This window comes from Sphingomonas sp., from assembly GCF_050725575.1.
Classification (GTDB): domain Bacteria; phylum Pseudomonadota; class Alphaproteobacteria; order Sphingomonadales; family Sphingomonadaceae; genus Sphingomonas.
Genome location: NZ_JBOHHW010000031.1, coordinates 34,314 through 60,149, shown reverse-complemented (window position 1 = coordinate 60,149; position 25,836 = coordinate 34,314). Strand labels below are relative to the sequence as shown.

At 58.3% G+C, this 25,836-nt stretch carries 22 protein-coding genes, 1 tRNA gene and 1 pseudogene; 7 read left to right on the top strand and 17 right to left on the bottom strand.

Translation table 11 applies throughout. The annotated features are described in order from the left end of the window. Positions 1–355 (bottom strand): annotated as a pseudogene (locus ACRECS_RS18600) (hypothetical protein); the annotation flags it as partial. Positions 356–473: 118 nt separating this feature from the next. Here ACRECS_RS18600 and lon point away from each other — a divergent pair. The 3 genes from lon to ACRECS_RS18585 all read left to right on the top strand — a co-directional run bounded on the left by lon (position 474) and on the right by ACRECS_RS18585 (position 3,529). Continuing rightward, on the top strand, positions 474–2,870 hold the full coding sequence (gene lon / locus ACRECS_RS18595; protein WP_431584433.1) for an endopeptidase La: 2,397 nt from the start codon (positions 474–476) through the stop codon (positions 2,868–2,870). Between the two features lie 159 nt (positions 2,871–3,029). Further along, positions 3,030–3,302, top strand: a complete 273-nt coding sequence (locus tag ACRECS_RS18590) for an HU family DNA-binding protein (protein WP_187763217.1) — start codon at positions 3,030–3,032, stop codon at positions 3,300–3,302. A gap of 152 nt (positions 3,303–3,454) precedes the next feature. Next, positions 3,455–3,529: transfer RNA gene (locus tag ACRECS_RS18585), tRNA-Val, on the top strand. A gap of 39 nt (positions 3,530–3,568) precedes the next feature. On the opposite strand, the gene ACRECS_RS18580 is transcribed toward ACRECS_RS18585, so the two are convergent. From ACRECS_RS18580 to ACRECS_RS18550, 7 genes are all read right to left on the bottom strand, one after another. Then, the gene (locus ACRECS_RS18580; protein WP_431584432.1) at positions 3,569–4,780 is read right to left on the bottom strand and encodes a tyrosine-type recombinase/integrase; all 1,212 of its coding nucleotides are present in this window, start codon (positions 4,778–4,780) and stop codon (positions 3,569–3,571) included. Between the two features lie 175 nt (positions 4,781–4,955). Next, entirely contained in the window at positions 4,956–6,173 is a 1,218-nt protein-coding gene (locus tag ACRECS_RS18575; protein ID WP_431584431.1) for a hypothetical protein, read from the bottom strand. Further along, on the bottom strand, positions 6,145–7,125 hold the full coding sequence (locus ACRECS_RS18570) for a zonular occludens toxin domain-containing protein (RefSeq protein ID WP_431584430.1): 981 nt from the start codon (positions 7,123–7,125) through the stop codon (positions 6,145–6,147). The genes ACRECS_RS18575 and ACRECS_RS18570 overlap by 29 nt, the downstream gene beginning before the upstream one ends. Further along, complete coding sequence (locus ACRECS_RS18565) at positions 7,125–7,439, bottom strand: hypothetical protein (protein ID WP_431584429.1); 315 nt, start codon at positions 7,437–7,439, stop codon at positions 7,125–7,127. Before ACRECS_RS18565 ends, ACRECS_RS18570 begins: the two co-directional genes overlap by 1 nt. Before the next feature lie 11 nt (positions 7,440–7,450). Beyond that, a complete protein-coding gene (locus ACRECS_RS18560; RefSeq protein WP_431584428.1) occupies positions 7,451–8,596 on the bottom strand; it encodes a hypothetical protein in 1,146 nt (381 codons plus the stop codon). A 236-nt stretch (positions 8,597–8,832) separates the two neighbouring features. Continuing rightward, positions 8,833–9,045: a hypothetical protein gene (locus ACRECS_RS18555; protein ID WP_431584427.1), complete on the bottom strand. Its 213-nt coding sequence runs from the start codon at positions 9,043–9,045 to the stop codon at positions 8,833–8,835. Between the two features lie 230 nt (positions 9,046–9,275). Continuing rightward, the gene (locus tag ACRECS_RS18550) at positions 9,276–9,611 is read right to left on the bottom strand and encodes a hypothetical protein (protein WP_431584426.1); all 336 of its coding nucleotides are present in this window, start codon (positions 9,609–9,611) and stop codon (positions 9,276–9,278) included. A gap of 132 nt (positions 9,612–9,743) precedes the next feature. Between ACRECS_RS18550 and ACRECS_RS18545 the strand changes: the two genes are divergently transcribed. Together ACRECS_RS18545 and ACRECS_RS18540 are read left to right on the top strand one after the other, a co-directional pair. Beyond that, entirely contained in the window at positions 9,744–10,166 is a 423-nt protein-coding gene (locus ACRECS_RS18545; RefSeq protein WP_431584425.1) for a hypothetical protein, read from the top strand. Between the two features lie 44 nt (positions 10,167–10,210). Further along, the gene (locus ACRECS_RS18540; RefSeq protein WP_431584435.1) at positions 10,211–10,504 is read left to right on the top strand and encodes a helix-turn-helix domain-containing protein; all 294 of its coding nucleotides are present in this window, start codon (positions 10,211–10,213) and stop codon (positions 10,502–10,504) included. Positions 10,505–10,782: 278 nt separating this feature from the next. Here the strand turns inward: ACRECS_RS18540 and ACRECS_RS18535 are convergent, their stop codons facing one another. The 5 genes from ACRECS_RS18535 to ACRECS_RS18515 form a co-directional block, all read right to left on the bottom strand. Further along, positions 10,783–11,724: a transglutaminase family protein gene (locus ACRECS_RS18535; protein WP_431584424.1), complete on the bottom strand. Its 942-nt coding sequence runs from the start codon at positions 11,722–11,724 to the stop codon at positions 10,783–10,785. Between the two features lie 6 nt (positions 11,725–11,730). Next, complete coding sequence (locus ACRECS_RS18530; protein ID WP_431584423.1) at positions 11,731–12,126, bottom strand: hypothetical protein; 396 nt, start codon at positions 12,124–12,126, stop codon at positions 11,731–11,733. A 12-nt stretch (positions 12,127–12,138) separates the two neighbouring features. Next, positions 12,139–12,849, bottom strand: coding sequence for an RHS repeat-associated core domain-containing protein (locus ACRECS_RS18525; RefSeq protein WP_431584422.1), 711 nt, complete (start codon positions 12,847–12,849; stop codon positions 12,139–12,141). A gap of 648 nt (positions 12,850–13,497) precedes the next feature. Next, entirely contained in the window at positions 13,498–14,538 is a 1,041-nt protein-coding gene (locus ACRECS_RS18520; RefSeq protein WP_431584421.1) for a phage/plasmid replication protein, II/X family, read from the bottom strand. Next, positions 14,538–14,801, bottom strand: coding sequence for a hypothetical protein (locus ACRECS_RS18515; protein ID WP_431584420.1), 264 nt, complete (start codon positions 14,799–14,801; stop codon positions 14,538–14,540). Before ACRECS_RS18515 ends, ACRECS_RS18520 begins: the two co-directional genes overlap by 1 nt. Before the next feature lie 710 nt (positions 14,802–15,511). On the opposite strand from ACRECS_RS18515, the gene ACRECS_RS18510 reads away from it, so the two are divergent. Together ACRECS_RS18510 and ACRECS_RS18505 are read left to right on the top strand one after the other, a co-directional pair. Next, on the top strand, positions 15,512–17,128 hold the full coding sequence (locus ACRECS_RS18510) for a hypothetical protein (protein ID WP_431584419.1): 1,617 nt from the start codon (positions 15,512–15,514) through the stop codon (positions 17,126–17,128). 94 nt (positions 17,129–17,222) lie between these two features. After that, positions 17,223–19,931: a TonB-dependent receptor domain-containing protein gene (locus ACRECS_RS18505; RefSeq protein WP_431584418.1), complete on the top strand. Its 2,709-nt coding sequence runs from the start codon at positions 17,223–17,225 to the stop codon at positions 19,929–19,931. 49 nt (positions 19,932–19,980) lie between these two features. Here ACRECS_RS18505 and ACRECS_RS18500 read toward each other — a convergent pair whose 3' ends face one another. From ACRECS_RS18500 to ACRECS_RS18485, 4 genes are all read right to left on the bottom strand, one after another. After that, the gene (locus ACRECS_RS18500) at positions 19,981–20,649 is read right to left on the bottom strand and encodes a prolyl hydroxylase family protein (RefSeq protein ID WP_431584417.1); all 669 of its coding nucleotides are present in this window, start codon (positions 20,647–20,649) and stop codon (positions 19,981–19,983) included. A 180-nt stretch (positions 20,650–20,829) separates the two neighbouring features. Beyond that, the gene (locus tag ACRECS_RS18495; RefSeq protein ID WP_431584416.1) at positions 20,830–24,045 is read right to left on the bottom strand and encodes a TonB-dependent receptor domain-containing protein; all 3,216 of its coding nucleotides are present in this window, start codon (positions 24,043–24,045) and stop codon (positions 20,830–20,832) included. A gap of 94 nt (positions 24,046–24,139) precedes the next feature. Beyond that, complete coding sequence (locus ACRECS_RS18490; RefSeq protein WP_431584415.1) at positions 24,140–25,105, bottom strand: FecR family protein; 966 nt, start codon at positions 25,103–25,105, stop codon at positions 24,140–24,142. Continuing rightward, positions 25,092–25,652 (bottom strand): RNA polymerase sigma factor, encoded by a 561-nt coding sequence (locus tag ACRECS_RS18485; protein WP_431584414.1) that lies wholly within the window; start codon positions 25,650–25,652, stop codon positions 25,092–25,094. Before ACRECS_RS18485 ends, ACRECS_RS18490 begins: the two co-directional genes overlap by 14 nt. Positions 25,653–25,836 lie beyond the last annotated feature (184 nt).

Sequence of the window (25,836 nt, the reverse complement as noted above, 5' to 3'; positions counted from 1 at the left end):
GGTATAATTGGCGGCGCTCAGGCGACCGGTCGGATCCGTTTCGAAGCTGACCGGCGGCAGGCCTGGATGCGCGGCGAGGAGCTTGGCCCCAGCCGCCATCGGGTTCGATGATCAGCGAGCGAGTCGCGGCGGTTCCTTCCTTGATGATCCAGCTATCCGACCGCGCACGCACGAACGGTTCGACACGCGTGCGCATGCCGAGCCGAAGCGTCCGTTCAGGCGTCACCACTTCCGCTGCGCCCACCCAGGCGATTGCGGTGATCCGATCGAGCATGCGTTGTCCGCCCATTGCCGAGGCGGTGCGGGCCACGGGATCGTCGGGGAGTCCGCGCGCCACCGCGATGGCCGGGAGCATCGCGAGAGTGCCGCCCAGCACAGTTCGACGCGTCGTGTAAATCGCACGATTGATGGATCGGCAACCATCACCATATAAGGGTGGACCGGCGCCGCGTTCAGGCGCCCCCGGAGTATTCATGACCCAATCCTACCCCGTCTTGCCGTTGCGCGACATCGTCGTGTTCCCGCACATGATCGTGCCGCTGTTCGTCGGCCGCGACAAGTCCGTTGCGGCGCTGGAAGCGGCGATGAACGCCGACAAGGAAATCTTTCTCGTCGCACAACTCGATCCGTCGGAAGACGATCCGGTTCGCGACGATCTGTACGATATCGGCGTGACCGCCACCGTGCTGCAGTTGCTGAAGCTGCCTGACGGTACCGTGCGCGTGCTGGTCGAGGGCAAGACCCGCGCCTCGCTCGATGTGCTGAGCGAAACCGATGGTTATCTGACCGCAACCGTATTGCCGGTCGAGGAAGCCGTTGCCGAGGGCAATGAGGTTTCAGCGCTGATGCGCTCGGTGATCGATCAGTTCGAGAATTACGCCAAGCTCAACCGCAAGCTGCCCGCCGAAACCGCGGTGCAACTCAATGAAATCGAGGACGCGTCGCGCCTCGCCGATGCGGTTGCCGCGAACATCTCGGTCAAGGTGTCCGACAAGCAGTCGCTGCTGGTCGAGGTCGATCCGGCCAAGCGGCTGGAGATGGCATTCGCCTTCATGGAAGGCGAACTCGGCGTCCTGCAGGTCGAGAAGAAGATCAAGAGCCGCGTCAAGCGCCAGATGGAGAAGACGCAGCGCGAATATTATCTCAACGAGCAGTTGAAGGCGATCCAGCGCGAACTCGGTAACGAGGGCGAGGAAGGCGAGGGCGACGAGATCGCCGAGCTGACCCAGAAGATCGCGACGCTCAAGCTGTCCAAGGAGGCGCGCACCAAAGCGACCGGCGAGCTCAAGAAGCTGAAGTCGATGGCGCCGATGTCGGCCGAGGCGACCGTCATCCGCAACTATCTCGATGTGCTGCTTGGCTTACCCTGGGGCAAGAAGTCCAAGATCAAGAAGGACATTGCGGCGGCGCAGGCGATCCTGGACGAAGATCATTATGCACTGGAGAAGGTCAAGGACCGGATCGTCGAATATCTCGCGGTCCAGGCACGCACCAACAAGCTGAAGGGGCCGATCCTGTGCCTCGTCGGCCCCCCTGGCGTGGGCAAGACCTCGCTCGGCAAATCGATCGCCAAGGCGACCGGGCGCGAGTTCATCCGCCAGTCATTGGGCGGCGTGCGCGACGAAGCCGAGATTCGCGGTCATCGCCGCACTTATATCGGCTCGCTGCCGGGCAAGATCGTCACCAATCTGAAAAAGGCCGGCACGTCGAACCCGCTGTTCCTGCTCGATGAAATCGACAAGCTCGGCCAGGATTTCCGTGGGGATCCTGCCTCGGCTCTGCTCGAAGTGCTCGATCCGGAGCAGAATTCGAAGTTCCAGGACCATTATCTGGAGCTCGATATCGACCTGTCCGATGTGATGTTCGTGACCACCGCGAACACGCTCAACCTGCCTCAGCCTTTGCTTGACCGGATGGAGATCATCCGCCTCGAGGGTTATACCGAGGATGAGAAGGTCGAGATCGCGCAGCGTCATCTGATCGAGAAGCAGATCGAGGCTCATGGCCTGAAGGCCGGCGAGTTCACGCTGACCACTGAGGGCCTGCGTGCGCTGATCCAATATTATACGCGGGAAGCGGGTGTCCGCACGCTGGAGCGCGAGATCGCGCGGCTGGCGCGCAAGGCGTTGCGCCAGATTCTCGAAGGCAAGGTGACAAGCGTGACCGTCACGCCCGACAATCTCGCCGATTTTGCCGGTGTGAAGAAGTATCGCTACGGACTGAGCGAGGAAGAGAACCAGATCGGTGCCGTTACCGGTCTCGCCTGGACTGAGGTCGGCGGCGAATTGCTGACGATCGAAAGCGTCACCGTGCCCGGCAAGGGCGGTGCGAAGGTCACCGGCAAGCTCGGCGACGTGATGAAGGAATCGATCGAAACCGCGCTCAGCTTCATCAAGGCGCGCGCGCCGAGCTACGGCATCAAGCCGAGTATCTTTGCGCGCAAGGATCTCCATATCCATCTGCCCGAGGGCGCAGTGCCGAAGGACGGTCCGTCGGCCGGCATCGGCATCGTCACCGCAATCGTGTCGACACTGACCGGCGTGCCGGTGCGGCGCGATATCGCGATGACCGGCGAGGTAACGCTGCGCGGACGCGTGCTGCCGATCGGCGGGCTCAGGGAGAAACTGCTCGCTGCCCTTCGTGGGGGCATCAAGACCGTGCTGATCCCGGCCGAGAACGAGAAGGATCTGGTCGAGATTCCGACGAACATCCGCGAAGGGTTGACGATCATCCCCGTCGCGCATGTCGATGAGGTGTTGCGTCTCGCGCTGACCGATCCGCTGACCGCGATCGACTGGAGCGAAGCCGATGAACTTGCCGCGCTACCGCCTGCGGGGGTGGCGCCGATCGGCGGCGGAGTGCACCATTGAGACTGTTTTACAGAGATCGCACCATAATCCCGCCGCATTCGATGCAGTTTGATGACGTTTTGCTTTGACAGGCACCGTTCGACCCGCCTTACTGCGCCACCGGCTTTCGCGCCGTGAATCATTCAAGTTGGTGTAATCTGTAAACGGGGGTCTGTAGGCATGAACAAGCAAGAACTGATCGGCACCGTCGCCGACGCGTCCGGGCTGAGCAAGGGTGATGCCAGCAAGGCGGTCGAGGCGGTTTTCGATGCGATTTCCAATTCGCTGAAGAAGGGCGATGAAGTTCGCCTGGTTGGCTTCGGCACTTTCTCGGTGAGCAAGCGCAAGGCCTCGACGGGGCGCAATCCGCGCACCGGAGAGCCGATGACGATCAAGGCGTCGTCGCAGCCGAAGTTCAAGGCCGGCAAGGGCCTCAAGGACGCGGTCAACTGATCGACGTTATTTGATTGACCGACCGGGGCTGGACAAGCCCCGGTCGGCTGTCTTAAGGCACAGCTAACAGGGCGGCGGTAAACGTCGCCCTGTTGCGTTCGCGGCCCTCCAGGGAGGATGCCGTAACACTATATCCGTCGCGATGATGCGATGGGCGCGTAGCTCAGTGGTAGAGCACACCCTTCACACGGGTGGGGTCGCAAGTTCAATCCTTGCCGCGCCCACCATTGCGGAAATGCCTCATTTCCCTAGGTTTTTTGTGCTTTTTATATATCTCGGTCAACTACTTTCCATTTCCCCTTTGTACCTTTGGTCAGCAAATGGTCAGCAGAATAGGCCCTCACATCGCGCGATGTGCGGATCCAGATAGTGGTCAGCGCCGCTACGACCTTACCCAACTTCTCCGGTCGATACTTGGCGTAGAGCTTCGAAGTGCGCTTCAGATTGCCCTCATGCCCTAGCAATTCCGATATCTGGCGCTCAGGAACATCCTCGTCCTCGTAGAGCCAGGTCGCGATCGTGTGGCGAATCGTCTTAGGGAAAACGTTATCTGACAGGTCCAGCACGCGTCGCATGGTCCGCCATGCCGTCTTGTTCGAATCCACTGGATGATAGGCGTCCCGCTGCCATGCGCGCAGCACGACCTGCATTGGCCGAATCGCCGGGATTACCGCATTCCGCTTTTTGGTCCGCGCTAGAGCCTCGGGCTGCAGGTCGATAAGCTTCCAGCGATCGTCGTACTGCGCCAGCGGGTTGAATTTCTTCGCCGCGTCGGGCCGAACACTGGTCGTGCCCTGGAGCAGCACAAATCTGAATAGCGCAGGGAAGTGAGATGCGTACCAGACGATCCGCGCCAACTCGTCCTCAGTGAGGATCCGCTCGCGCAGCGGGTTCAAATGTTCTTCGGCAACCGTTTTGATCTTCGGCGCCAGATCGATCCGCATGTTGTCCTTGGCGTGATTGATCGCGGCGCGGACGTCATTGAGGTTGCGCGCGACCGTATCGCCGGAGACACCGGGCGAATCATAATCAAACTCCCGGCCGTCCCAGTCGGTCTGAAAGGCGTGTGGCCCCATCCGCCAACTGCGGAAGCGCTCGAACACGACAGGCGTCATATCGGTCACGACGGCATTCGCCCCGACATCATCATCGAATAGGAACGCGATGAAGGTACGCAGGCTGCGGCCAGTTTGATCGTGATTGACGTTGTGCCGGCCTTTCTCATCCCAATAGGTGAAGAGTAGGGGGATGACGCGCGCTTCGGTTGAGCGCTGACTACCCTTGGCCCGCTCCCTTTCCTCATGGGCGATGAGCTTGGGCTTGGCATCCTTTACCTCCCGCTCGCGAGTGCTTTTATAGATGACCGATCGAGACCGGGCCTCGTATCGGGCGATCTGCCAGATATCGGACGACTTGCCATCTCTGCGCTTGTCGAGCCAGAATTCACCGTATTCAAAAGGCGAGTCTTCGCGGGCCATTTGCTCTTGAGTTCCTCGGTTTCAGCATCGGTAATCAACTGCCACGCCCCAATTTCAATCAGGGTGCGAAGGTCATCCAGAGACATCCGGACACCCGTTTCATTGCAGATTGCGCTACGGCAACGCCGCGCCAGACGCGAAATCTCACCCATCTGCGCTTCCCCCGGCACTCCGTTCATTGGACCAACGATCGCTGCGGCGCAGCCTTCGGCTGCACGTCTTCGCCTACGGCTGCGCCGCAGCGATCGAGATCGACTGCGAGAAGAAGAAACGCGCCGGAATTCGCAGATTCGAGCGCATCAGATCGCGACAAAATGCCCCGGCTTTTTTCACGCCTTGCAGTGTCAGCACCGGAAATCGAAAGAATGATTGGCTCACGATAACGGACACGAAGTAGAGATGAGGTCGAGCGCGTTGAAAAAGATGGGCCGAGGTCCGATGCCGTGGATAACGCTGATATGCTATGATCAACCATTAACACGGCCTCGGTATCATCGAGCGATACGGGTTTGACGATCAACTGATGTCCCGCAGTACGGTAAATGACGTCCTGCCGCGTTTCCCGATCCGTTACAGAGGTGGCAGCGCGCACAGGCACGTCTTGCCCATCTGTCAGCTTAAGCTGTGACCCTTCCAGCACGCGCCCACGAAACGTTGCGTTCGTAGCTGCTTCGAAAATTCCCCGGTTCGCCTTCAGAAAGGCCGACAACAGCGGAAAATTCAACCCACTGTCCGCTGTCCCCGCCGTACCAAACCCGATCCTTCGATTTCCGAGCCGCAACCCCATCGACCGATCGCGCTTTCCCGTTCCCGATCGCGTGACGACTGTTGCCTCCAGGCGGAGCTGGCGAGGGCAAATATCGACTGATCTCACATAATTTTCTGCAACCGCGACAATGCTGGCTGCGCCAACAAGCATCAGCGGTCCTGGCACATCAGGATCGCCAAGAACCTTCAAGCCGAGTGCGCTCAGCGGATCGAATTTGCTACGACCATAATATCTGGTGCTCACGGTTCGATACGTGTCGTCAACTCGCTGACCTGGCGCGACCAATTGCGGCTGATAGGGCGCGCGACGCTCGCTGTCCGTGGTCGAACCGAGCGCAATGCTCACGCCGTCTCTGAGCGCTTCCTGGGGGGATGGAGAGGGTACGTAGCTACTGGCTGGATCATTTGCGATCTGATTCGCCGCTGAGCAATCGACCAGCCAGGTACCATCGAGAGCGAACGTCAGCTGGCGACCGGCCTCGCGAATTGCATGCTCCAAATCGGCAGCAACCTCTACGAAAAACCGACCAGTGATCCTTGCGCTACCGCAGGCGCGAAAACGGATGCCAACACGAGGAGCTAGAGCCTGCATAAAATCACGAACCGGCACGGCCTGTACGACCATTTCGCCCGCCATCGCCGGGGTAGAAAGTGCACACATCGCCGAGCCGCCAAGAGCCATCGCCCATGACCTGAACCTTCTTCCAGCCTCCATCGAAAAACCCCTCTTTTGACTCGATGTCGATTATGACCCCGCCTACCGTTGCGCATGCGGCGGTGGCATTGAACGGTCTTGCCGCGACAATTAAAGGAACAGGCAGTGATTGATTGCCAATTTCGCTTGCCTTAAGTGCGTGAACTGCTGTCGAAATGCGCGTTGCGGCATAACCGACAAGAAGAGATGCAAATAATAGAAAAATGATATGCCTCGTCTTTATCGCTCGTTGCTTTTTGTCGGTGAATACAACCTTTGCTGCACCTTCGGCTTCGAAGCTCTTATAGAGATCGAAGACGCTGTTGTCGTATTTATGGAAGGTCTGACCAATGAATGTGCTCTTAGTCATTCGCCAGCTGCCATAGACGTCAACCCGGAAGCGTTTTCCGAATCCTACGTGCCGGAGATTTCGAACGGCGCTGACATATTCGACACATGATCTTACGCGCGGGTGGATGCTCATCACGTCCTGCGAGATGAGGACCAAATCGGTCGCAACGCCACCATCTGATACGAAATGCCGGTGGGTCCTAACCCACTCAATCATACGGGAAGTTAAAATGTTTCCAGGTGGAAACACCGTGTAGGCCTCGTCAACGAGGACCAATGCCCCGCTCGGAATGCCTCCCAACAATTGCTCACCCATCTTCGGATAATGCGCCTCGTTTTTGAACCACTCATCGTCAACGACGACGATCTTATCGGTGTCGCAACCGAGGCGGTCAGACCAGATTTCCGGAACGATACCCCTGATATTTGTGATGATGGTACGCCCAGATCTGGCAGCAGGCACCGCAACGCTCTCAACTGCGTTATACGTCTTTCCGCTCCCAGGAGGGCCGACATAGATGGACAGTGCCATCAGGCCGCACCCATACTCTTGAACACGAGCCGATAGGCGAACCGAGCTAAATAGGCATTCAGAATCACAAATAACGCTTGAGCGATCTGTAGCTGAGCCATGACATAGACGACAAATGGCGGAAGGCCTGCCAACATTCCGGACACTGCCGCGCCAAGTGAAAATATCGAGACATTGAAACTATGATTTGTAATGTAGTTCAATGCGAACGCCAGAATGATGTTAAATGTTAGAAAAATGGTGGCGCGCTTAAATACTTCCGTAAGAGTTGTAACGAGGAAGAACCGAGAGAACCATGCTAATACAGCACCCATTGTCGATCCGATCAAATATCGAGAATGATTTTTCCAGCGGAGACTAATGAGGCTCCGGCAACAACCGGCCTCAAAACCGGAGCCATCCGATCCACCATTTCGCATAGTGGAATTGTGACATTCCCCAGCGAAGCCAGTGAACCACCCGGGTTCGTGCATGACGCGCTCAATACTGGAGGAACAAATGGCGACGGCCACCAGTCGATCGGCGTTATCGTCGGCCAATCCGGCGCGACTGGAACCGACATGTCTATCGTGCCAGTGCCTGTCCCCGTTCCGCCACCGGGATCCGTGCCAGTGGGGGGCTGTGTAGCAGGATCACCAACACTTATCGGCCTGCCGGTTGGCGTTACGCCAATGAGGTCGCGTACTCGCGGCTCAACCAGCGGCGTATATCCAACCGTTGTCGGGGTGGCTGGGTTAGCCTGTATCGTCTGCGCAATTTGCCGCGCGTCAGCTGGTGTCGTTGGATCCGCTAGAATCATATCGTTCACAGCGTTCACGAGGTTCGCGATCATCTGCCGATCGAGCTGCGTTTGCTCGCCACGCTCGCGAAGCAAATCTTCTACCGCTTGCGGAGACAAGCCGCCCGTGGTGGCTGTTATGCTCTGGTCTGGGATAACGTAATTTGGATCGAACAAGCCCGACCCGGTATATTTCCACCAAACATCATAGGTGTAATTACTGCCAACGGGAGCGGCTTTATTTTGAACGTAACTCCAGCGGTTCCCGCCGCGCGTGCCGCTTAATGACCAGTTTGATACCGAAGACTGACTTTCCAACGTGTGTGTGAAATATTCTGTAACGCCGGACGCGTTCACGATCCGACAGGCGCCGCCAACTGGGCAGGCTGCCAACGCCGACCGTTCCGCCTGCTCAGCTTCGTACCAGCCCCACAATGTCGCAGCCGCATCGAATACGATCGCTGCGACGGTGATCGCCATCCCTATGCGCCCGAAAACAAGCCTGCCAGCCAGCCGAGTTGAGGATTTAGCGATACGCCCGAACGTGCCAAGCCACGATGCCCCCTGCGCACGAGCCGAGGCGTTGAGGGCTCCAGAAAATCGGCCATAATAGGAGATCAATCGAGGATCGTTACCGGCCACGCCAGCAGTTGTTTTGATCGTGGAGCCAAACGCTAATTCAAGCGGCTGCATCGGGGCATTCCCCTGAGCGGTCGCCGGTGACGCAACGAAGCCACACGACCCCGAGGCAACGACCACAGCGAAGAGTGAGCCCGATCGCAGAAAGCTGCGCCTTGACATCATCTTTTGATATTCTGCGAGCTGATGAGAGCCCGCCGTCACAGTCGCGATCCCACTTCGACGCCGATTACAAAAGCAAGCGCAGAAAGGACTCCGATCATGACGGCGGACCCAAGTATCATGCTAAATCAAGCTTTCTTCAGCATGCGAAGGCCCCAGGTCGCTGCGACAACTATCGCCGCGATCCCGATCATTAGAGGCACGGCGAGATCCACAATGGCCTGGATCTTCGCAAAACCCGCCGTCACTCCCGTTTCAGCGGCAGATGCGGTTTGAGCCCAAGTGGGCGAGGAAATAGCCAAAGCGGGCAGGGTGATCAGCGCACTCTTCAACCTATTCATTTTTCAGCCTTTCAACATGCGAATGACCCAGCCGGCGCCTAGGCCCGTCGCGAACAAAACAATGACCAGCGCTGCTGATCCGGCAGCTATGCCTCCCCAGTCCTGTATGATTTCCGTGTCTGGGTGATCTCGCTGCACGGCCTGCACCGTATGGCCCGCCGGGCATGGAGCCTGCGTCGAACTGTCAGACGAAGGCGCGCATTCCAAAAAGATGGGCACGAACCGCCCTGTCAGGCTGCTGCCGCGGTCGCCGCGCCCGATTTATCGCTTTTGATTTGCTGCTGAAGACCGTCAAGGGTGGCAGAGAGCGTCGCCAAGCCACGTTCAACATTGACTTGTAATCGCCCGTTGCGATCAACGAAAAAGCACTCTGATGAAACGGTGAGGCGGCCTTTTGGAAGAACCGCTCCGTCCCTCACAAGAAGTTCAAACTTCGTTGGGTGCGGTTCCGAGGCGGAATATAGCCACGCGACCTGAGTCCATATGTCGTAGGGGTTCCCGGTCGCTTTACTGGTGCCCCGGCGGTTAATCGGCTCTGAGAGCACCTCGATTATTGGCAACTGCATGTTTCAGCCTTTCATCTCTCTCCACTCGACATGAGTGCATGAGAAGACCAGACTGCTAACGGGCATGAGCAGGCGCAATAAAATAACTTTGGATAAACGTTGGATACAAAATTCTGTTTTCGGAGAGCTGCGATGGACAGACAGGAATCGAACACCGAACTACGCGACCAGATAAAAAAATTGATGGATCAGAAGTATTTAACGCAAGACGGTCTCGCCGAAATTGCTGGCAAAAAAGCCCAGACGGTCAGTTACACGATGACGCTTTCGCACAAGCGGCAGCTCACTGGTCGAGACCATCTCCAGCAGCTTCTCGATGCTGTGACAGCTTACCAGCCACCGACCATTCAGCCAGCCGTGCCTGGCTCAGCTACAGAGAATAATACGTCAGCGCTTCTAATCGCGCTCACGCTGCTGATTCTCGCGGTCGCGACAAGCGACACATTTCAATCCGTAGCCTGCCTGATAGCCGGCGTGCTAGGCTTGGCCTGTTGGCTTTGGCCACAGTTCGGAGCTGTGAAGTTGCCACGATCCGCGCGCTTTAGCTACCTCTAGCTTGCTCTAAACAAAACCGAACCGATTTGGAATTTACGAATATTGTGGGAAATCAGTTCGAGAACGTATGGGACGCACTGTGCAGTACACCTGCCGAGGTGGCTGAAATGACGGCACGTTCCGTGTTGCTACGAGGCATCGCTGATCACATCAGGGGTTGGAACGTGTCGACGCGACTGGCTTCGCGACGGCTGGGGCTCCCTATACCGGCTGTAACGGCTATTTCAGCGGGCAAGATCAACGAATTTTCACTGTTAGACCTATTCCACATTGCAGGTTATGCGGGGCTGGAAATTCACATCAGTCTAACCGACCGCGAAGCCGCTCAGAAATCCTAAAAATTCTCAAAAATGAGACAAAAGTGCAGTGTTACTACACTGCACTTTTTGCGGACAGCCAACGATCCGATTGGTGATGTTCCCTGCGTTGCCCTCTAGAAGCTGTCATCTGTTTAGCTTGCTAAGCTACGGGCCTATCCGTCTCGGGTAATGTGAGCCGGAAGCTACCCAATATTGCGCGTCCGGCTGTTCACCATTGTGAACCGCTACAGATGGCGGTCGTCACCGCGCAGTCGGCGGCAATGCCAACGGGAGGCTTACGCCACCGCCTGCTAAGCCTATTTCGCCGGTTCCTGCCAACCCAACGCTTCGGCATCCTTGAATGCCTTTTCGTTCGCCGCTGCGAGCATTTGATAGCGAGGGCGAAGCGTTGAGGGGATCAGGGCAGGGTTGGGGTATTTGTCGATAAACTCGACTTGCAACTGCCCCGCAAATGCGCTGCCCTTTTTGACCATCGTGTAGGCGTCGCGTGGCAGAACGGCCAGGATCACATCGGCAACCTCGATTGCTTCCTGATAGCGGTGTTCGTCGAGCAGATAATCCATTACCGTGGTTGCCATTTCAGCGATCGTTTCGCGCTTGGTGAGCGTCCGCATATAAACACCGCTCTCGATCGCCCGATTGGTCATCGGTAAATTCTCGCGATACCACTCGGTGCGAGCTTCGTGGCCGCCGCTGGTTGCTTCGAGATTGTGATCGACGCCTTGCGGATCGGTGTAGCGGACGAACAGATGCAGCGGCGCGGTCGCGAGGTGGACGTTTAGGCCCATGCGGTCAGCCACGATCAGGAACAGGATCGGCATCGACACGCAATTGCCCTTGCGCGTCCGTATATAGGTGGAAAGCAGGCGATTGGTCAGCACCTTCCCGAAAGGATCGGCCCGATCGTATTCGAACGCGCGATTATAATTCCATGCGCCTGCGACGTAGATCGCCTTGCGGATGGCGGAGAGTTTATAGGCGTCCGTAGGGTTTGGGCCTGCCATCTGGCGGGCTGCATCGACCAAGCGATCGATCATCGCCTTGGTTATGTCCGGTTTGGTTGTCGGGTCGATCAGACCATCGATGCTGATAATCGTGGCGTAGTAATCGAGTTGTGATGTTGGGCGAGTCAGCGTCGACCGGGTCGCTAATGTCGATGATGAAGGGGCGGCACTTAATGTCGTAGGCGCAAAAAAAGTGAAAATAGCAACGATACAGAGTCGCACAGAACTGAACACAAAAGATCAGCGGTTAAGACTAAAAGAATCTATCTTCTCAATCATCATCACATCACGAATTTCCTCTCCGTTGAACTTCCGTATGTAACCTGAAACGACTAACTCAATCGGGCTTCCCGGAAGAACTGCGCTTCGAGAAATCGCTTCAACGAGCGCGCGATTTTTTATATCACCAAGGTCGCTTTTTGAGAAATCCACCGAATAGCCTTTTTCCGGACACGGCGGAATTGAAACATATCCTCCATGCATATCCGTATTAAGTATTACGGTCACGTTAGAAAGTTGCCTATCGTAATGCGGCTTATCATCACAAATACTAGAAGAACTCATGGGCGGATATTGGCCGTGGGCGCAGCCGATCGTTGCGGATAATAGTATAAAAATTATAATTATTTTCTGCATGTTGATTTCTGCTTACTGACAAGAAGGATGTGTCGAGCCTTTGCAGGCCGCATACACCGATCCATTGGCACCAAACATAATTCTATCTTCTTTTGTTTTCCCATAGGCGGAGTCGGTTGTTACGTCCTGCACTTTGAGGGCGCGGCTAGCGGCTTCTTGCGCCGTATAACCAGCAACCTCGTTACTAAGACGATCAGCGCGCGTTTCCATCGCGCGGAAATGATCTGGATTGGATTCATGGCCGATTGTGCTCGCGCCATAATTTGTTGTATTATTCCCACTCATTTTCGCATTCAATTCGAGTGTGGGGGTATATACAGTCATCGTTTTCGTCGCATTGTTCATTGTTGCCGAAACTGAAGAGTTTTTATTGACTCCTCCCTCAGCAATCGTAATTCCGGCTGTATTGGGATTTCCAATGACCGTCAGAGATGCGTTAAGTGTCTTGTATTCGGCGGAATCAGATTTGTAGCTGTCTCTGGCAGAAATAAGACCCTGGCGATAAGCCTCGAACTTAGTGCAATCGTTCCCACTTGCACATTCATACAGCCCTGTCGGGTCTTTTCCATTTGTGGGGTCATTATTCACATAGGCGTAAAGATTGACCTGATCCTTGTATCCCACAGGATCGACCTGCAAAAAACGTGCATTTGCTGCGCCGTTGCTAAAGCACGCGCCGATCACAGCCGTCGCTGTCGCGATCATCCAACGAGTCTGCACCATCCCTGAGCCCCCAGTGTTAAGTTGCAAGTTGCACACGCAAAGCTAGATGCGTCAATCGCTGATCGTGAGCTGCAGCCGGTTTCGTGGACTGACTTGATTTTAAGATAAGAGAAAGGCGGGCGTGATCCGGCTCGTGCATACGAACTGACCGACGATATGCGCGCGGCGGGATTGCTGCTTTGACCGCCCTTCATTGCAGTTCCACGCGAGCATCATTGCGAGCCGCTACAGCTAGCAGTTTTGCGGCGATGGCAGCCCGTTCGGCTCGCAACCTGTTAGCCAAGGGTGCCAGCGAGAACGCTCTGAGCACGCTGCTCGGTGGAATCAAGGGCGATGACGGGGAAGGCCATTAAGGCCCCTGAATTGCGTCGTTGTTTGTCGACTTTGTTCGCAGAAGGCGCGGGGGGTTTTAAGGTGGTCGGGAGTCATCTACGCAGCTCTTAACGAAATTGGGGACGCAACCTCTGGCAAGGCGCGTCCCCATATTCTTTGTGGCGATTCACATCATCAGCTAATACTGCAATATCTGCTACATAATATCCCGCATATAAAACACAATGATCGTTGCTTGGCAGCCCAGCCGAATTGCTCGGCGAGGCGGGGCCGGAGGCCCCAAGTGCTATCGAAGGGGTTTCACCCCTTCACCCCTTATCTCAGCAAACGCTCGACACGGTTTGCGATTTCGCCCGGATCGGCGACCTTCAGTTCAAGGACCCTCTTCACTGGAAAGACTACCACGTTGCTCGGTTTTTGCGCCGGCGACGGAAGCGCGATGTCGCATCCAAAGAACCGCTTAACCTCGCCGCGCATCCGATAGTACGTCGAGCGACTGCAATCCGTCGTCATATCGTCCCCACGAAGCCAGGCCGCATATGCGTTGCGCACCCTGCGCGGAATGTCGGCGTTGCGCTCAATCGACACGGGTTCATCTCCCCAAAAAAATAGCCCTACTTTCCCGGACCACACATCCATAGCCGTTTCGGGCTTCCAATCGCGAACGTACCTGGCGCCCAGTTTATCGAGCTCGCGGCCATGCAGCTCCAATTCTAATCGCAGTTGCCGATCCACCCAAACCATCGTCGCTGGGTCGGCCAGCAGTTGACCCGGCAAGGATGACTTACCCTTACGGACCACCCGGGCTTCCGGCCCTTTCGCATAGAATTTGACCTTCCAAGCCGATCGGTTGCCCTTCTGCATTCCCCAAGCCAGTGTGCAGCCGTTCTCTGCGAGCGCGCCCTTTCCTCGATGGGATAGTGACGTGCGAGCCGCTGCAATTGCGAGATAGAGTTTTACGTCTTCGGCGCTGTTGAGTTCGAACATCTCGTTGATATCGATACGCTGAATTTTTGCAGACCGGATCTGATCATCCGAAATACGCGGATACTCAGCGAGCGACCCGTAATATAAATGATCAACACCTCTGCGTAAAATGCTAAATAGATCAATAGAACCGTACAAATTGTGACCGGAAATCCACTTCGTAACAGAGCCATACAGCTCAAGGTTGCATCCATCGATGCACCGAAGATGAATGATGCTACTGTAAGAACCTTCAAAACACGCATGCTTGAGCACCGAATAATCGCGGATTTCCTCGCCTTCCAGAAATTTTGTGACGATGGTCTGTCCGCCATATAGAGGGAATCCCCAGTCAACGGGGATGACGACGCGAATTGTGTCGATCATCATCACGCATCACGATCGGATGGCCGATAGAGCAGCGTGAAAGAATCGGATTTTTCCGTTCGCTTTTGATCGCTAAGGATGGCTTCCAACGTCTCGACGACGCCCAAAAGGACCACGGAATAATTGCAGAGCGTGATCTCCACGCTCTCGGTATCATCGGGATCTAATGTCGCCAGTCCATCGGCCATTTGGCGCATCGCTCGAGAGAGCAATTTGAGTTCTAGCTGACGCGGATTCTGCCGAAGTCTCTGTTTGCGGAGGCTCATGACAGCACCTCTGTGCTGCCGGTCCTTAAGTGCCCGAATTCATCACAAATTCTCGCGCCCTCACCGGGCTTGCGCAGGGGAGGCGTCGGCGCCCTGCCAATGAAGATCAGATACTCCCGCACAACGACAGCAGCTATTCCACTGGGTAAACCCAAGCTGACACGCCGCTTATGCTCTCTGAGCATCTCCGACGGTGAAGCCGCTCCGAGGCAGACGCTGATCGTCTGTAGCCACCTGGAAACAGCCTCGCGGTTAGCCAAATAGTCCGCATTACATACTGCTGATTGAGGGAGCTCCTCAACATCAGTGGTCAGCAAATGGTCAGCAAATTTCCTTTTGTTCCCCATTTTATCGCGCTCCGTTTCGCCGTCAATTGACGGAAAACAAAGCATTTCTCGGGTAAATCACCCTTCACACGGGTGGGGTCGCAGGTTCAATCCCTGCCGCGCCCACCATTCCTCCGCTCCGGCGTTCCAAACTCGGTAATTCCGGTCCGTCGAACCGCGAATGTCAGCCTGCGCGCGCATTGCTGCGTGGGCGTCTTGTCATGCAAACGAAACATGATCGTCATCATTATGTCGTCAGATTCGCATTTGCGAGTCACGCAGTGCGCCTACCCGCACGATCAATCGACGGGGGGATCACCGAGTCGATGGCGGGTCGGGGGCTGGAGCCACCGAACGTGAATACCCACGGATTCGGAGATTTTCATGTCCAGCTTCAAGCGTCTCAGCCTTGTTCTATTCAGCGGCTGTGCCGCGCTCGCGCTCAGTGCGTGCGACGGTGCTAACGGTGTGGCATCACCCGGTGGTGGCGGCACGCCAACGCCGACTCCGACCCCCACACCGACCCCGACACCAACGCCGACACCGTCCGCAATCGCTGCGTTCGCCGAAACAACGCAGAGCGGCATTACCGTTACGCGCGACGAGCAACTGGCCGTGGTCAATGCCGGTACCAACAATGTGCTGACCGGTTCCGGCGCCCTCAACGGCTTCCTGCCGACCGGTGCCGCAGCAACTGCGACGCCGTATAACGCGGCGCTGCTCAATCCGGCCGGATCTACGTTCTTCACCACCACCAGCTATATCGGTGCGGTCAATCCGGCGGGCGACACTTGGTATCAGGGTTGGACCTGCAACTCGAGCACGGCGAACTTCGGCGCGACCAGTTCATCCTGCTCGTCGGTGCCGACCTCCGCTGCGGCTCCGGCGGCAAGCGCGTGCCCGGCGGGCACCACCGCTGCGGGCACCAATAACAATTATCGCCTGTGCGTCTTGCCCGCGCTGGTTTCAGGCACGCTGTCGCTGACCAAGATCGACGGTGTCGCGTATCAGATCAACGGTCGCGTCGATGTCGGTGTCGATGTCGGCGGGGCAGGCGGCGGCGGTGCCGCGGCGACCCTCAACATCGCGGCGGGCGTGCTGATTGTCTCAAATTCCTCCGATGCGGCAAATGATTATCTGGTGGTCAACCGCGGATCGACGATCAATGCGGTCGGCACTGCCACCAACCCAATCATCTTCACGTCGCAGCAGAATCTCAACCCGGCATCGAATGGCGACGCGACGCAGGGCCAGTGGGGCGGCGTGATCCTGGCCGGTCGCGCACCGATCTCGAACTGCAACGTTGCCGGTACTGCCGGTGGTGCAGCGAATTGCGAGAATGTGGTCGAGGGCACCGGCAATGCGCTCTACGGCGGCGCGACCGCGACCGACAATAGCGGCACCATGCAATATGTTCAGATCCGCTATTCGGGCATTGCCATTTCGGATGGCAATGAGCTTCAGGGCCTCACGCTTGGCGGCACCGGTTCGGGCACGACGCTCGACCATATCCAGGTCCACAACAGTTCGGATGACGGTATCGAAATCTTCGGTGGCCGCACTAACCTGAAATATGTCGCCCTGACCGGCTCGGACGATGATGGCCTGGATACCGATGTGGGCTGGCAGGGCTTGGTTCAGTTCCTCATCGTTGCGCAAAAGACGATCGGCGCGACCACCGATTCCTTCTCGACCGAGATCGACTCGAACGGCAATGAAGACTTTCTTCCGCGCCAGTTTGGCCGGCTTGCCAATTTCACCTTCCTCCAGACGGCGAATGCCGCTGCGGCAATCCGTTTGCGTGGGGGCGCGGACTATACGTTCGTCAACGGGATCGTGAAGTCGACCGTCGCCTGCGTGAACATGATTGCCGGCACGGAAGCGAATGGCGGCAAGTCGACCATTCGCCCGGCGGGTGGCACTGGCGCTGTCCCGACCACGATCGATGAGCGCGGCCCGCCCGTGTTCCACTCGATCTATTTCGCCTGCAACGGCGCCTGAGAGCCGCTTCCCGCATGAACGCGAAGCCGGAAGCGTGGTCTCAACCCCGCTTCCGGCTTTCGCCGTACGGACTCGAACACCGGATATTTTCAAGATGGCCAAGCCAATCGCCTACGGCACCTTGCTGCTCCTCACTTCCAGCCTGATCGCGCCCGCCGCGATCGCGCAAACCGCCGGCACCCAGGCGACCACCCCGCCGGCACCGGCCGCTGCCACTCCTCCGGACGCAAGTCAGGATCCGGCAGCTGAGCAGGAACAGGTCGAGGTTTCGACGCCGGGCGCTGATGATGTCGGTGATATCGTCGTCATCGGACGCAACATCCCCAATGCGATCCGGGCGACGCCTCAGGTCGTCTCGGTCCTGTCGAGCGCGGATATTGCGCGGACAGGCGAAGGCGATATCGCCGGCGCCTTGCAGCGCGTGACCGGCCTCAGCGTGGTCGGCAATGGCTTTGTCTTCGTGCGCGGTCTTGGTGACCGCTATTCCTCTTCGATGCTCAACGGGTCGCCGCTGCCGTCTCCGGAGCCGTTGCGCCGCACCGTGCCGCTCGACATATTTCCGACCAGCATTGTCGCCAGCGCGTTGGTTCAGAAGAGCTATTCGGTGAATTATCCGGCCGAATTCGGCGGCGGCGTCATCAATCTGACGACCAAGGCAGTGCCGGAGGAGAGCTTCCTCGAATTCGGCGCCTCGGCGACCTATAACAGCACCAGCACCGATCAGCTCGGCTATGTCTATGACGGCGGCAGCCTTGACTGGCTCGGCTTTGACAGTGGTGAGCGGACCGTGCCGGGGTTCATCAAGGCGGGGGGCTCGACTGAACCACAGTTCAGCTCGGCGCAGATCATGACAATGTCCAACGCGCCGACCACGCTGTTGCAACAGAATGATCATTTGCCGGCCAATTTCTCGGGCGAGCTCAACCTCGGCCATTCGTTCGATCTCGGGAGTACCCGGATCGGGCTGATTGCTTCGGGAAGCGTGAGCAATGGCTTTCGCACGCGCGATGCGGTGCAGCAGGACACGATCGACGCCGAAGGCGCGCTGCGCAGTGACTACCGCACCGTGCTGACCGATAACCGGATCGTTGCCAACGGCTTGATCGGCTTTGGCGCCGATTTCGGCGAGCAGCGTGTCCGCTGGACCAACCTTTATATCCACGACACGCTCAAACAGGGCCGCCTGAGTACCGCGACGGTGTATCCGAACAGCAGCGGCGATCGGATCATGCAGCAGAATACCAACTGGTTCGAACGCCAGCTGATCGACAGTCAACTGGTCGGCGAGTTCAAATTCGGGGATGTCTCGCTCGACCTGCGCGGCAGCTACGCCAACACCAAGCGCAACTCTCCCTATGAGCGTTCATTCAGCTATCGCTATGACCAGAACGCGAAAGCCTATCAAAACACGCTCAACGGCCTGGGTGAATCGGCTTATGTCGCGTTCAGCAGCCTCTCTGAGGATCTGTGGAGCGGACAAGCGGATTTAGGCTATAAATTGCCGACCGCGCGGCCGATCAAGCTGTCTGCGGGTTATTATTACAGCGACAGCGATCGCACATCGACACGGTATAATTATCAATACCGTACCTTTGACGGCAGTGCGCTGCCCGCGCCCTCGCGCTTTTTGCGGCCCGATTATCTGTTGTCGATCAACAGCGTGGTCAATGGCTGCACCGCGAATGACGGTGGCGGCTGTATCCGGCTGTTCAACCTGTCTGGGTCGGACGGTGCGGCGGCCTATGCCGCGTCATTGCGCATCCATGCCGGTTACGCGCAGGTCGAAGGTGAGGTCATCGACGGCGTACGCGCGACGCTTGGCGTTCGCTATGAGAAAGCGCTCGAGGAAGTCACGACAAACAGCCTCTCGTTCCAGGGCGCGAGCCTCAACAATGATTATTTCCTTCCTGCGGCAACGGTGACTTGGAATTTCGCGCCCGACATGCAGTTCCGGGTGCACGGATCGAAGACCATCGCTCGTCCCCAGTTCCGCGAACTGGCGCCGCAGCTCTATCGCGATTTCGATTCCGACCGGCAGTTCTTCGGTAACCCGGAATTGGTCGATTCGCAGCTGACCAATGCCGAGGCGCGTTACGAATGGTTCTTCGGCCGCGACCAGCGGATCACTGCTGCCGCCTTCTACAAACACATCAAGAATCCGATCGAGCAGGTCGGCTTCTATCCTAACGACACATCGGCACTCCAAACCGGCTTTTCTTATGCGCCGAGCGCCGATCTATATGGCGCAGAAGTCGAGGCGCAGAAATATTTCGATCTAGCCGGGTTGGGCGGCTTCTTCACTGATCGCCGACTGCTGCTGGTGGCAAATTACACCTACACGCAGTCGAAGATCAAATCGGGCACTGAACTGGTGCCGAGCCCAATCCAGAACGGCAACGGTGTCGCGTTGCTGGTCCCGGCCAATCAGTTGTTCGTCAACGGTGCGCCGCTCACCGGACAGTCGGATCATCTCGTCAACGCGCAGCTTGCCATTGAAAAGAAGGACTCGTTGTCGCAGCTGACCTTGCTGTTTTCCTACGCCAGCAAGCGCGTAACCAATCGCGGGCCGGTGTCGGGTGGCTTCCTGCCCGATATTGTCGAACAGCCGGGCATCAAGCTCGATCTTGTCGGACGGCAGGGGATCAGGTTCGGCGATGCCGAATTCGAGCTGAAGCTGGAGGCGCGCAACTTGACCGGCACGAAATTCCAGGAGTTTCAGACCTTCGGCAATGGCTCGCGGGTGGACGTCAATACCTACCGCCTGGGGCGCACCTTCACGATCGGGATCACCGCGAAGCTGTGAACTCGACCGGCCCCTTCACGTCGGGGAAGGGGCCGGCCTGGGTGGAGAATTATCTCCATTCCTGCATTCGAAACCATTTCGTCACGACATATTTCACCCCTGAACGCACCTTCATGCCCTGATGGATCGTCGCGGGATTGGGCGTCCCGTCGAGGCGCAGATTGTTCCAGGCGAGCAGTTTCCCCACCTCGGGCTGGACGATCTTGTCGATTGTCTTGAACCGCGTCGCGCCGCCCGCTTCGGTCTGGTTGAGATAGATCATCACCGTCCAGGTGCGCTGCCCCGCCACGCTGCAATATTTCAGATAATCGAGGCCGGCCGGTTCGAAATAGTCGGTATGGCCCTTGAACTCCTGTCCCACGGCATAGCGCTGACCCTGCATCGGCTCGCCATGGGCAGGATCCAGTCCTGTGAAGGCCATGATCAACGCATCGACCTCCGCTACCACCGGGTCGGCGCTGTCCAGGTCGCATGTTTCGCTGGTGCGGAACGCGGCGTCGCCGTTCGAGTCCGAGATGGTCGATGGCCGGCGCTGCGCTTCGATCCGGTCGATCAGTGCCGCACAAAGGTCGGGCGATAGAAAGCCGCGACGTAGAAACAGCGTCAGCTTTGGGCTGGGCACGCGCTGCACGCCGGGCTGCGCCCCGAGATGCTCGACCATTGCTTCCGAAGGGTGGCCCGAGCCGAAATTTGCGGCGGAGGTGAGGGGCTGATTCATCGTCGCACGCTTTGCCAAAAACGACTGGAATTCGCCAGCCTGGACAAGGGCGATTTGCGGCGATTTGCCGAATTTCGATCGTGGGGACGTGACGAAAAAAAGTGGCGATGACGACTTCGGGGGCGGGGAAGTCGTCATCGCCCGAGGGGGAGCGGGCTGGCCGATAGGGCCAGCCGGAACTCAGAACTTCTTCGCCACGCTGAAGCCGATGATGCGCGGGTCGAGCGTGAAGACGTTGGTGGTCAGGCCGCTGTCGTCGCTGTTGATGAAGGCGTCGGTAATCGGCGTGTCGTCGAGCAGATTCTTGACGTAAAGCTGGAAGGTCAGGGCGGAGTCTGGCCGTTCGACGGTGATCGCCAGATTGGCATTACCCCATGACCGCAGCCGGTCATTGACCGCATTATAGACCCGCGCCCAGCTCTTGCCCTGGCGGTAATAATCGCCGCGCAGGGTCACGTTCCACGTATCGATCGGGATGGTGTACTGAGCGCCGACATTGACCGTCCAGTGCGGCGCATTGGGCAACTCGTTACCGGAGATATCGGCGGCGAAGCCTTGACCCTGGTTCTGGCCGACATCGGTATAGGTAAAGGGATCATAGTCGACGCCCGGGCCACCGAGGAGCACGCCGCCAAAGGGACAAAAGCCGGTTATCTGTGCTGAGGTGGTCGGATTGGACGGGTCGTGATCATTCAATAGGGTTTGCAGATACGGCACCACCAGCGCCCTGGGTGCGACGCAATTGGACGCTTGTTGCAGCCAGGGCTTGATCAATATCCAATCGTCATGACCCTGAAGGCGGTCCATCACATCGATCGACTTCATCCCGTCGCCGATCCTTGTATCCAGCAGACCGAGATTGGCGTTGAAACTCAGCCGTCGCGTCGGACGCCAGATCGTTTCGAACTCCAATCCCCAGGTCTTGGCATTGTAATTCTCGTTCCGGGTGCCCCGGTCGATGATCTGCGAGACTTGATAGTCCTTGTAGTCGTAGAAAAAGGCGGTGGCGTTCAATTGCAGCTTGCCACCCGCGAGTGTGTTCTTGCTGCCGATCTCGAAAGCGTTGACATATTCCGGCCGGAAACGCGGATCGACCTGGAAGAATCCCAGAAATTCCTGGTTCGTACCGATCCCCGGCGAATTGGTGCCGCCCGCCTTGTAGCCGCGCGAATAGGAAGCATAGAACAGGCTGTCGTCGGTGAATGACAGCTGCGGTTTCCAGTCGACCACGAACCGGCCGGTCAGCGCGCCCCATTTCTGCTCGATATCGGGCAGCGCCGGATAGCCGCTATTGACATAACCACCGCCGACCCAACCGGGCGTCAGCAACAACTGGCTCGGATAGGGCGTGGTGGTCTTTATATCGCGGGTATAACGCAACCCGGCGGTGACTTTCAGCGTGTCACTTGCTTGCCAGTACAGTTCGCCGAACCCGGCATAGGATTTGGTATGGGCAACATTGCGGCTGCGAAAATAGTTATGTCCTTCGCCATTGATCTGATCGATCGGATTGGGATCAATATAAAGACATGTTCCGGCATCGCCGGGGTTGGGGACCGTGGTCTGCCCGGGCGCGCAGGCCGATATGAACGATGAGCCGGTATAGCCGGTTCGATTGAACAATATCATTCCCGCCACCGTGAACGTATTGTTGAAGACGAAATAATCCTCATCGATTTTGAAATCGAGATAATTGACCCCGAAATTGAAGTTGAGCGGCCCGTCGAATGACGATTGCAAGCGGAATTCCTGCGACCATTGCCGGCTTTTGGAACGATTGAGATCGGCGGAGAGATACCCGTTGGAGCAACCGAGCTGGGGATCGCAAAAGACCCCGCCGGGAAGCAGATTATAGGCAGGAATGAAATTGCCGTCGGGATCGAGCCCGTAGATGCCGCCCTGCGATGTATCGGTGAAGACCGGGATCGACTGGAAGCGGCTATAATCCTGGGTCGAGTAATAATTGTCCCGCGTCCAGCCGGTCTGCGACACCAGTTTCAGGCCCGGATCGATTTCGACATCGAAATTGAGTTGTACCACGTCATTTTTGGCGCGGAACTGCGGATCATAGGTGGTCGCGATCTTGCGCAGATCGCGCGATTGCACAACCGCGGAAAAGGGGTCGGTGGCGTAGGGAATGACAAAGACGCCCTGATAATTCTCCCTGAAACCCACGGCGCCCGAGATGCCGACGCTGGCGGCGATGACATTGGGCAGGCTGGCGCCATTGGGCACGCCGAACGCGGCATCGTCATAGAGTGATCCCGGTTTGCAGCCTTGGCTGAAAAATCCGCCATTCTGGGGGAGCATGTCGACCCCGCCGACCTGTGTCGGCGAAGGATCGCGGTGGCAGAGCTGCTTGCCCGTCCGCGAGCGGCGGTCCTTTTCCTGGAAATGTTCCCATACCAGGCTCGCCTTGAAACCGCTGTCCGGCTTCCAGGTGATCGACCCGCGCGTCGACCATAGATTGCGGTCGTTGACGTCGCGGTTGGTGACGGTGTTGAAGTCATAGCCGTCGCGCTGCGTCCGGGCGCCGGCGACGCGCACCGCCAGCGTATCGGTGATCGGCACGTTGAGCATACCACTGGCGCGCATTGTGCCGTAATTGCCCGCTTCGAGCTTCAGGCTGCCGGTGAACCGGCCAGGATCGGCCAGGATCGGGATCATGTTGACCACGCCCGCCGTCGCATTGCGGCCATAGAGCGTGCCTTGCGGCCCACGCAGCACCTCGATCCGCTCGACGTCGAAATATTCCTGCTCGAACAGCCGGTTGCGGACCAACGGCATTGAGTTGAAGCTGATCGCCACGGCCGGATCGGTGGTCACCGACAGCGCCTTGGTGCCAATGCCGCGAATGGAGAAATTATAGCTCGCGAAATTGGTCTTGGAGAAATTGACGTTGGGCGTACCGCGCAGCAATTCGCTGCCGCCTTCGATCTTCTGTTCGTCGAGCGTCTTGGCCGTGAATACCGTGATCGCGATCGGCACGTCCTGGATTTTCTCCTCGCGCTTCTGCGCCGTGACGATGATGTCAGGGCCGGGATTGTCGTGTTCTGCCTCGGCCTGCACTGCCGCGCGGATGATCACGACGCCGGTCTGTCCCTGGTCCTCGCTCACCGTCAGGCCAGTGCCGGCCAGAAGCCGTTGCAGTGCGGCCGCCACCGTCATGGTCCCGCGGACCGCGTTGGTGCGCTTGTCACGGACGCTGTTGCCGTCGGCGATGATTTCGATCCCCGCCTGTTTGGCAAAGGCGGGCAGGCCGGTGGCGGCCGGTTGCGCGGCCAGATCGAAGCTGCGCGTTTGCGCATGGGCCGGCATGGCCACCGTCGCCATAGCGATCGCCGCAGCGCCCGTCATGGCGCCGGCACGGAATCCCGGAACAGCAAATCCCCGCATGAAAGTCCCCTCCTGATCGTGAAGACGCTTGTGCGCCTTCGTTATTGATCAGGATGCCCGGGCGATGCGTTTCCGATGCCCGGCGTGAAAAAAATCAGCTACCTTTCGGCGCAATATGAATATCGCCGCCCGACGCCGTGATGCGTGCGTCGAGCAGCACTGCCACCGATCGCATGAACCTGTCGGGATCATCGACCTTGAAATAGCCGACGATCGGCGTGCGGCCCAGCACCGGATCGTCAATGATCAGCTTGCGGCGATTATAGCGATTGAGTTCCGCCACGGCATAATCCAGCGGCTCGCCGTTCAACGCCAGACCGCCGCTGCGCCAGGCCAGCGCGCGTTCGATTTCCGCGCCTGCCGGAACCGCGACGATCTGTGCGGTGGCGTCGGCCACGAACGCGCGCTCCCCACCGCTCAGCCGGGTCGGTGTGGTATTGTCGTCTCCGGTCCAGGTCTCGACGACACCCTGGGTCACCAGAATATCGACGCCATCGGCGTGGCGGCGCACCGAAAAGGCCGTGCCCACGGCGCGGACATGGACGTCACCCGCCGACACCAGGAAGGGCCGTGCCTTGTCGTGCGCGACCTCGAACCAGGCCTCGCCGTCATCGAGTGTGATCCGCCGCGCCTGTTTCGCCATCGCCACGGTCAACCGGCTTGCCGTGTTGATCGTGGCGACGGACCCGTCGGCGAGCGACAGGCGCCGGACTTCGCCGATCGTGGTGGTGAAGCTTTCGCCGGCTGGCCAGAGCAGCCCGCCGCCGATCCCGGCAACGGCAGCGGCAATCAAGGCGCCGCCGCCGACCAGCTTGCGCCGGCTGAACAGTCGCGCATTGGAGGACTCTTCGGTGGCGATTTCTTCCGGATCGGGCGCCTGACCCGCCAAGGCGCGACCGCGATCGAGATAGACCAATGCCGCTTCGGCGCGCAGCAGCGCACCTTCGCGGCGCTCATCGGCGGCGAGCCACAGGTCGAGTTCAGCCTGTTCGTGGGCGGCAAGCGGGCCGGTATCGCGACGGATGGCCCAGCGCGCCGCGCCGTCCTCATCCATTGCCATGATTGCCCTCCGCTTTTTCACCCTGCGTTCCCGAAAAGGGCGTTTCAGTAGCGCCGTCCGCCGCCAGTGCCTTCAGGATCAGCTTCAATCCGCGTGTCGCCTGTTGTTCGACGCTATGTTCGGCAATTCCCAGTCGCGCCGCGATCTCGCGTTGCGGCACCCCTTCGATCCGCCGCAGCTCGAAGATTTCGCGGCAGCGCGCGGGCAGCGCGTCGATCAGTTGCCGGATCCGTTCGAGCTCACGCCGCGCGCCCACACGGCGCTCAGGGTCGGGAGCCTCGTCTTCGAGCGCCATTGCCTGCATCTCGGTCAAGCTGTCGATGCGCACGATTCGGTCGCGCCGGATCCGCTGGAGCATCGCCATCCGGGCGGTGGTGAACAGATAGGCCCGGCCATCGCGAATATGCGCGACGCTCTTTAGCCGGGCGATGTTGAGATAAGCATCCTGCACGATATCGTCGATCTCCCAGGACGATGCCGCCATGCGCCGCAAGCGGGCGCGCAGGGCTCCCTCGTGCGGGATGATATTGCCCGCCACCCATGCCACGATTTCCGCCCGACTCTGCGTCAAAGCCGATCAGCCTTCCTCAACCTCACTTGCTCTCCACAAGGATGCACGACGATGGAATTTCCGACGTTGTGCGGCTCCCGTTGTCGCACATAATAAAATGGCAGGCACTCTCCGACGATGGCCGATGCTCCGACGATGGCCTGCCCGATCCCGCGTCTTG

What these genes read in the sequence shown, in the direction of transcription:
- lon (WP_431584433.1), top strand. Translation starts at nt 474, where the DNA reads ATGACCCAATCCTACCCCGTCTTGCCGTTGCGCGACATCGTCGTGTTC.
- ACRECS_RS18590 (WP_187763217.1), top strand. Translation starts at nt 3,030, where the DNA reads ATGAACAAGCAAGAACTGATCGGCACCGTCGCCGACGCGTCCGGGCTG.
- ACRECS_RS18580 (WP_431584432.1), bottom strand. Translation starts at nt 4,780, where the DNA reads ATGGCCCGCGAAGACTCGCCTTTTGAATACGGTGAATTCTGGCTCGAC.
- ACRECS_RS18575 (WP_431584431.1), bottom strand. Translation starts at nt 6,173, where the DNA reads ATGGTCGTACAGGCCGTGCCGGTTCGTGATTTTATGCAGGCTCTAGCT.
- ACRECS_RS18570 (WP_431584430.1), bottom strand. Translation starts at nt 7,125, where the DNA reads ATGGCACTGTCCATCTATGTCGGCCCTCCTGGGAGCGGAAAGACGTAT.
- ACRECS_RS18565 (WP_431584429.1), bottom strand. Translation starts at nt 7,439, where the DNA reads ATGGGTGCTGTATTAGCATGGTTCTCTCGGTTCTTCCTCGTTACAACT.
- ACRECS_RS18560 (WP_431584428.1), bottom strand. Translation starts at nt 8,596, where the DNA reads ATGCAGCCGCTTGAATTAGCGTTTGGCTCCACGATCAAAACAACTGCT.
- ACRECS_RS18555 (WP_431584427.1), bottom strand. Translation starts at nt 9,045, where the DNA reads ATGAATAGGTTGAAGAGTGCGCTGATCACCCTGCCCGCTTTGGCTATT.
- ACRECS_RS18550 (WP_431584426.1), bottom strand. Translation starts at nt 9,611, where the DNA reads ATGCAGTTGCCAATAATCGAGGTGCTCTCAGAGCCGATTAACCGCCGG.
- ACRECS_RS18545 (WP_431584425.1), top strand. Translation starts at nt 9,744, where the DNA reads ATGGACAGACAGGAATCGAACACCGAACTACGCGACCAGATAAAAAAA.
- ACRECS_RS18530 (WP_431584423.1), bottom strand. Translation starts at nt 12,126, where the DNA reads ATGCAGAAAATAATTATAATTTTTATACTATTATCCGCAACGATCGGC.
- ACRECS_RS18525 (WP_431584422.1), bottom strand. Translation starts at nt 12,849, where the DNA reads ATGGTGCAGACTCGTTGGATGATCGCGACAGCGACGGCTGTGATCGGC.
- ACRECS_RS18520 (WP_431584421.1), bottom strand. Translation starts at nt 14,538, where the DNA reads ATGATGATCGACACAATTCGCGTCGTCATCCCCGTTGACTGGGGATTC.
- ACRECS_RS18515 (WP_431584420.1), bottom strand. Translation starts at nt 14,801, where the DNA reads ATGAGCCTCCGCAAACAGAGACTTCGGCAGAATCCGCGTCAGCTAGAA.
- ACRECS_RS18510 (WP_431584419.1), top strand. Translation starts at nt 15,512, where the DNA reads ATGTCCAGCTTCAAGCGTCTCAGCCTTGTTCTATTCAGCGGCTGTGCC.
- ACRECS_RS18505 (WP_431584418.1), top strand. Translation starts at nt 17,223, where the DNA reads ATGGCCAAGCCAATCGCCTACGGCACCTTGCTGCTCCTCACTTCCAGC.
- ACRECS_RS18500 (WP_431584417.1), bottom strand. Translation starts at nt 20,649, where the DNA reads ATGAATCAGCCCCTCACCTCCGCCGCAAATTTCGGCTCGGGCCACCCT.
- ACRECS_RS18495 (WP_431584416.1), bottom strand. Translation starts at nt 24,045, where the DNA reads ATGCGGGGATTTGCTGTTCCGGGATTCCGTGCCGGCGCCATGACGGGC.
- ACRECS_RS18490 (WP_431584415.1), bottom strand. Translation starts at nt 25,105, where the DNA reads ATGGCAATGGATGAGGACGGCGCGGCGCGCTGGGCCATCCGTCGCGAT.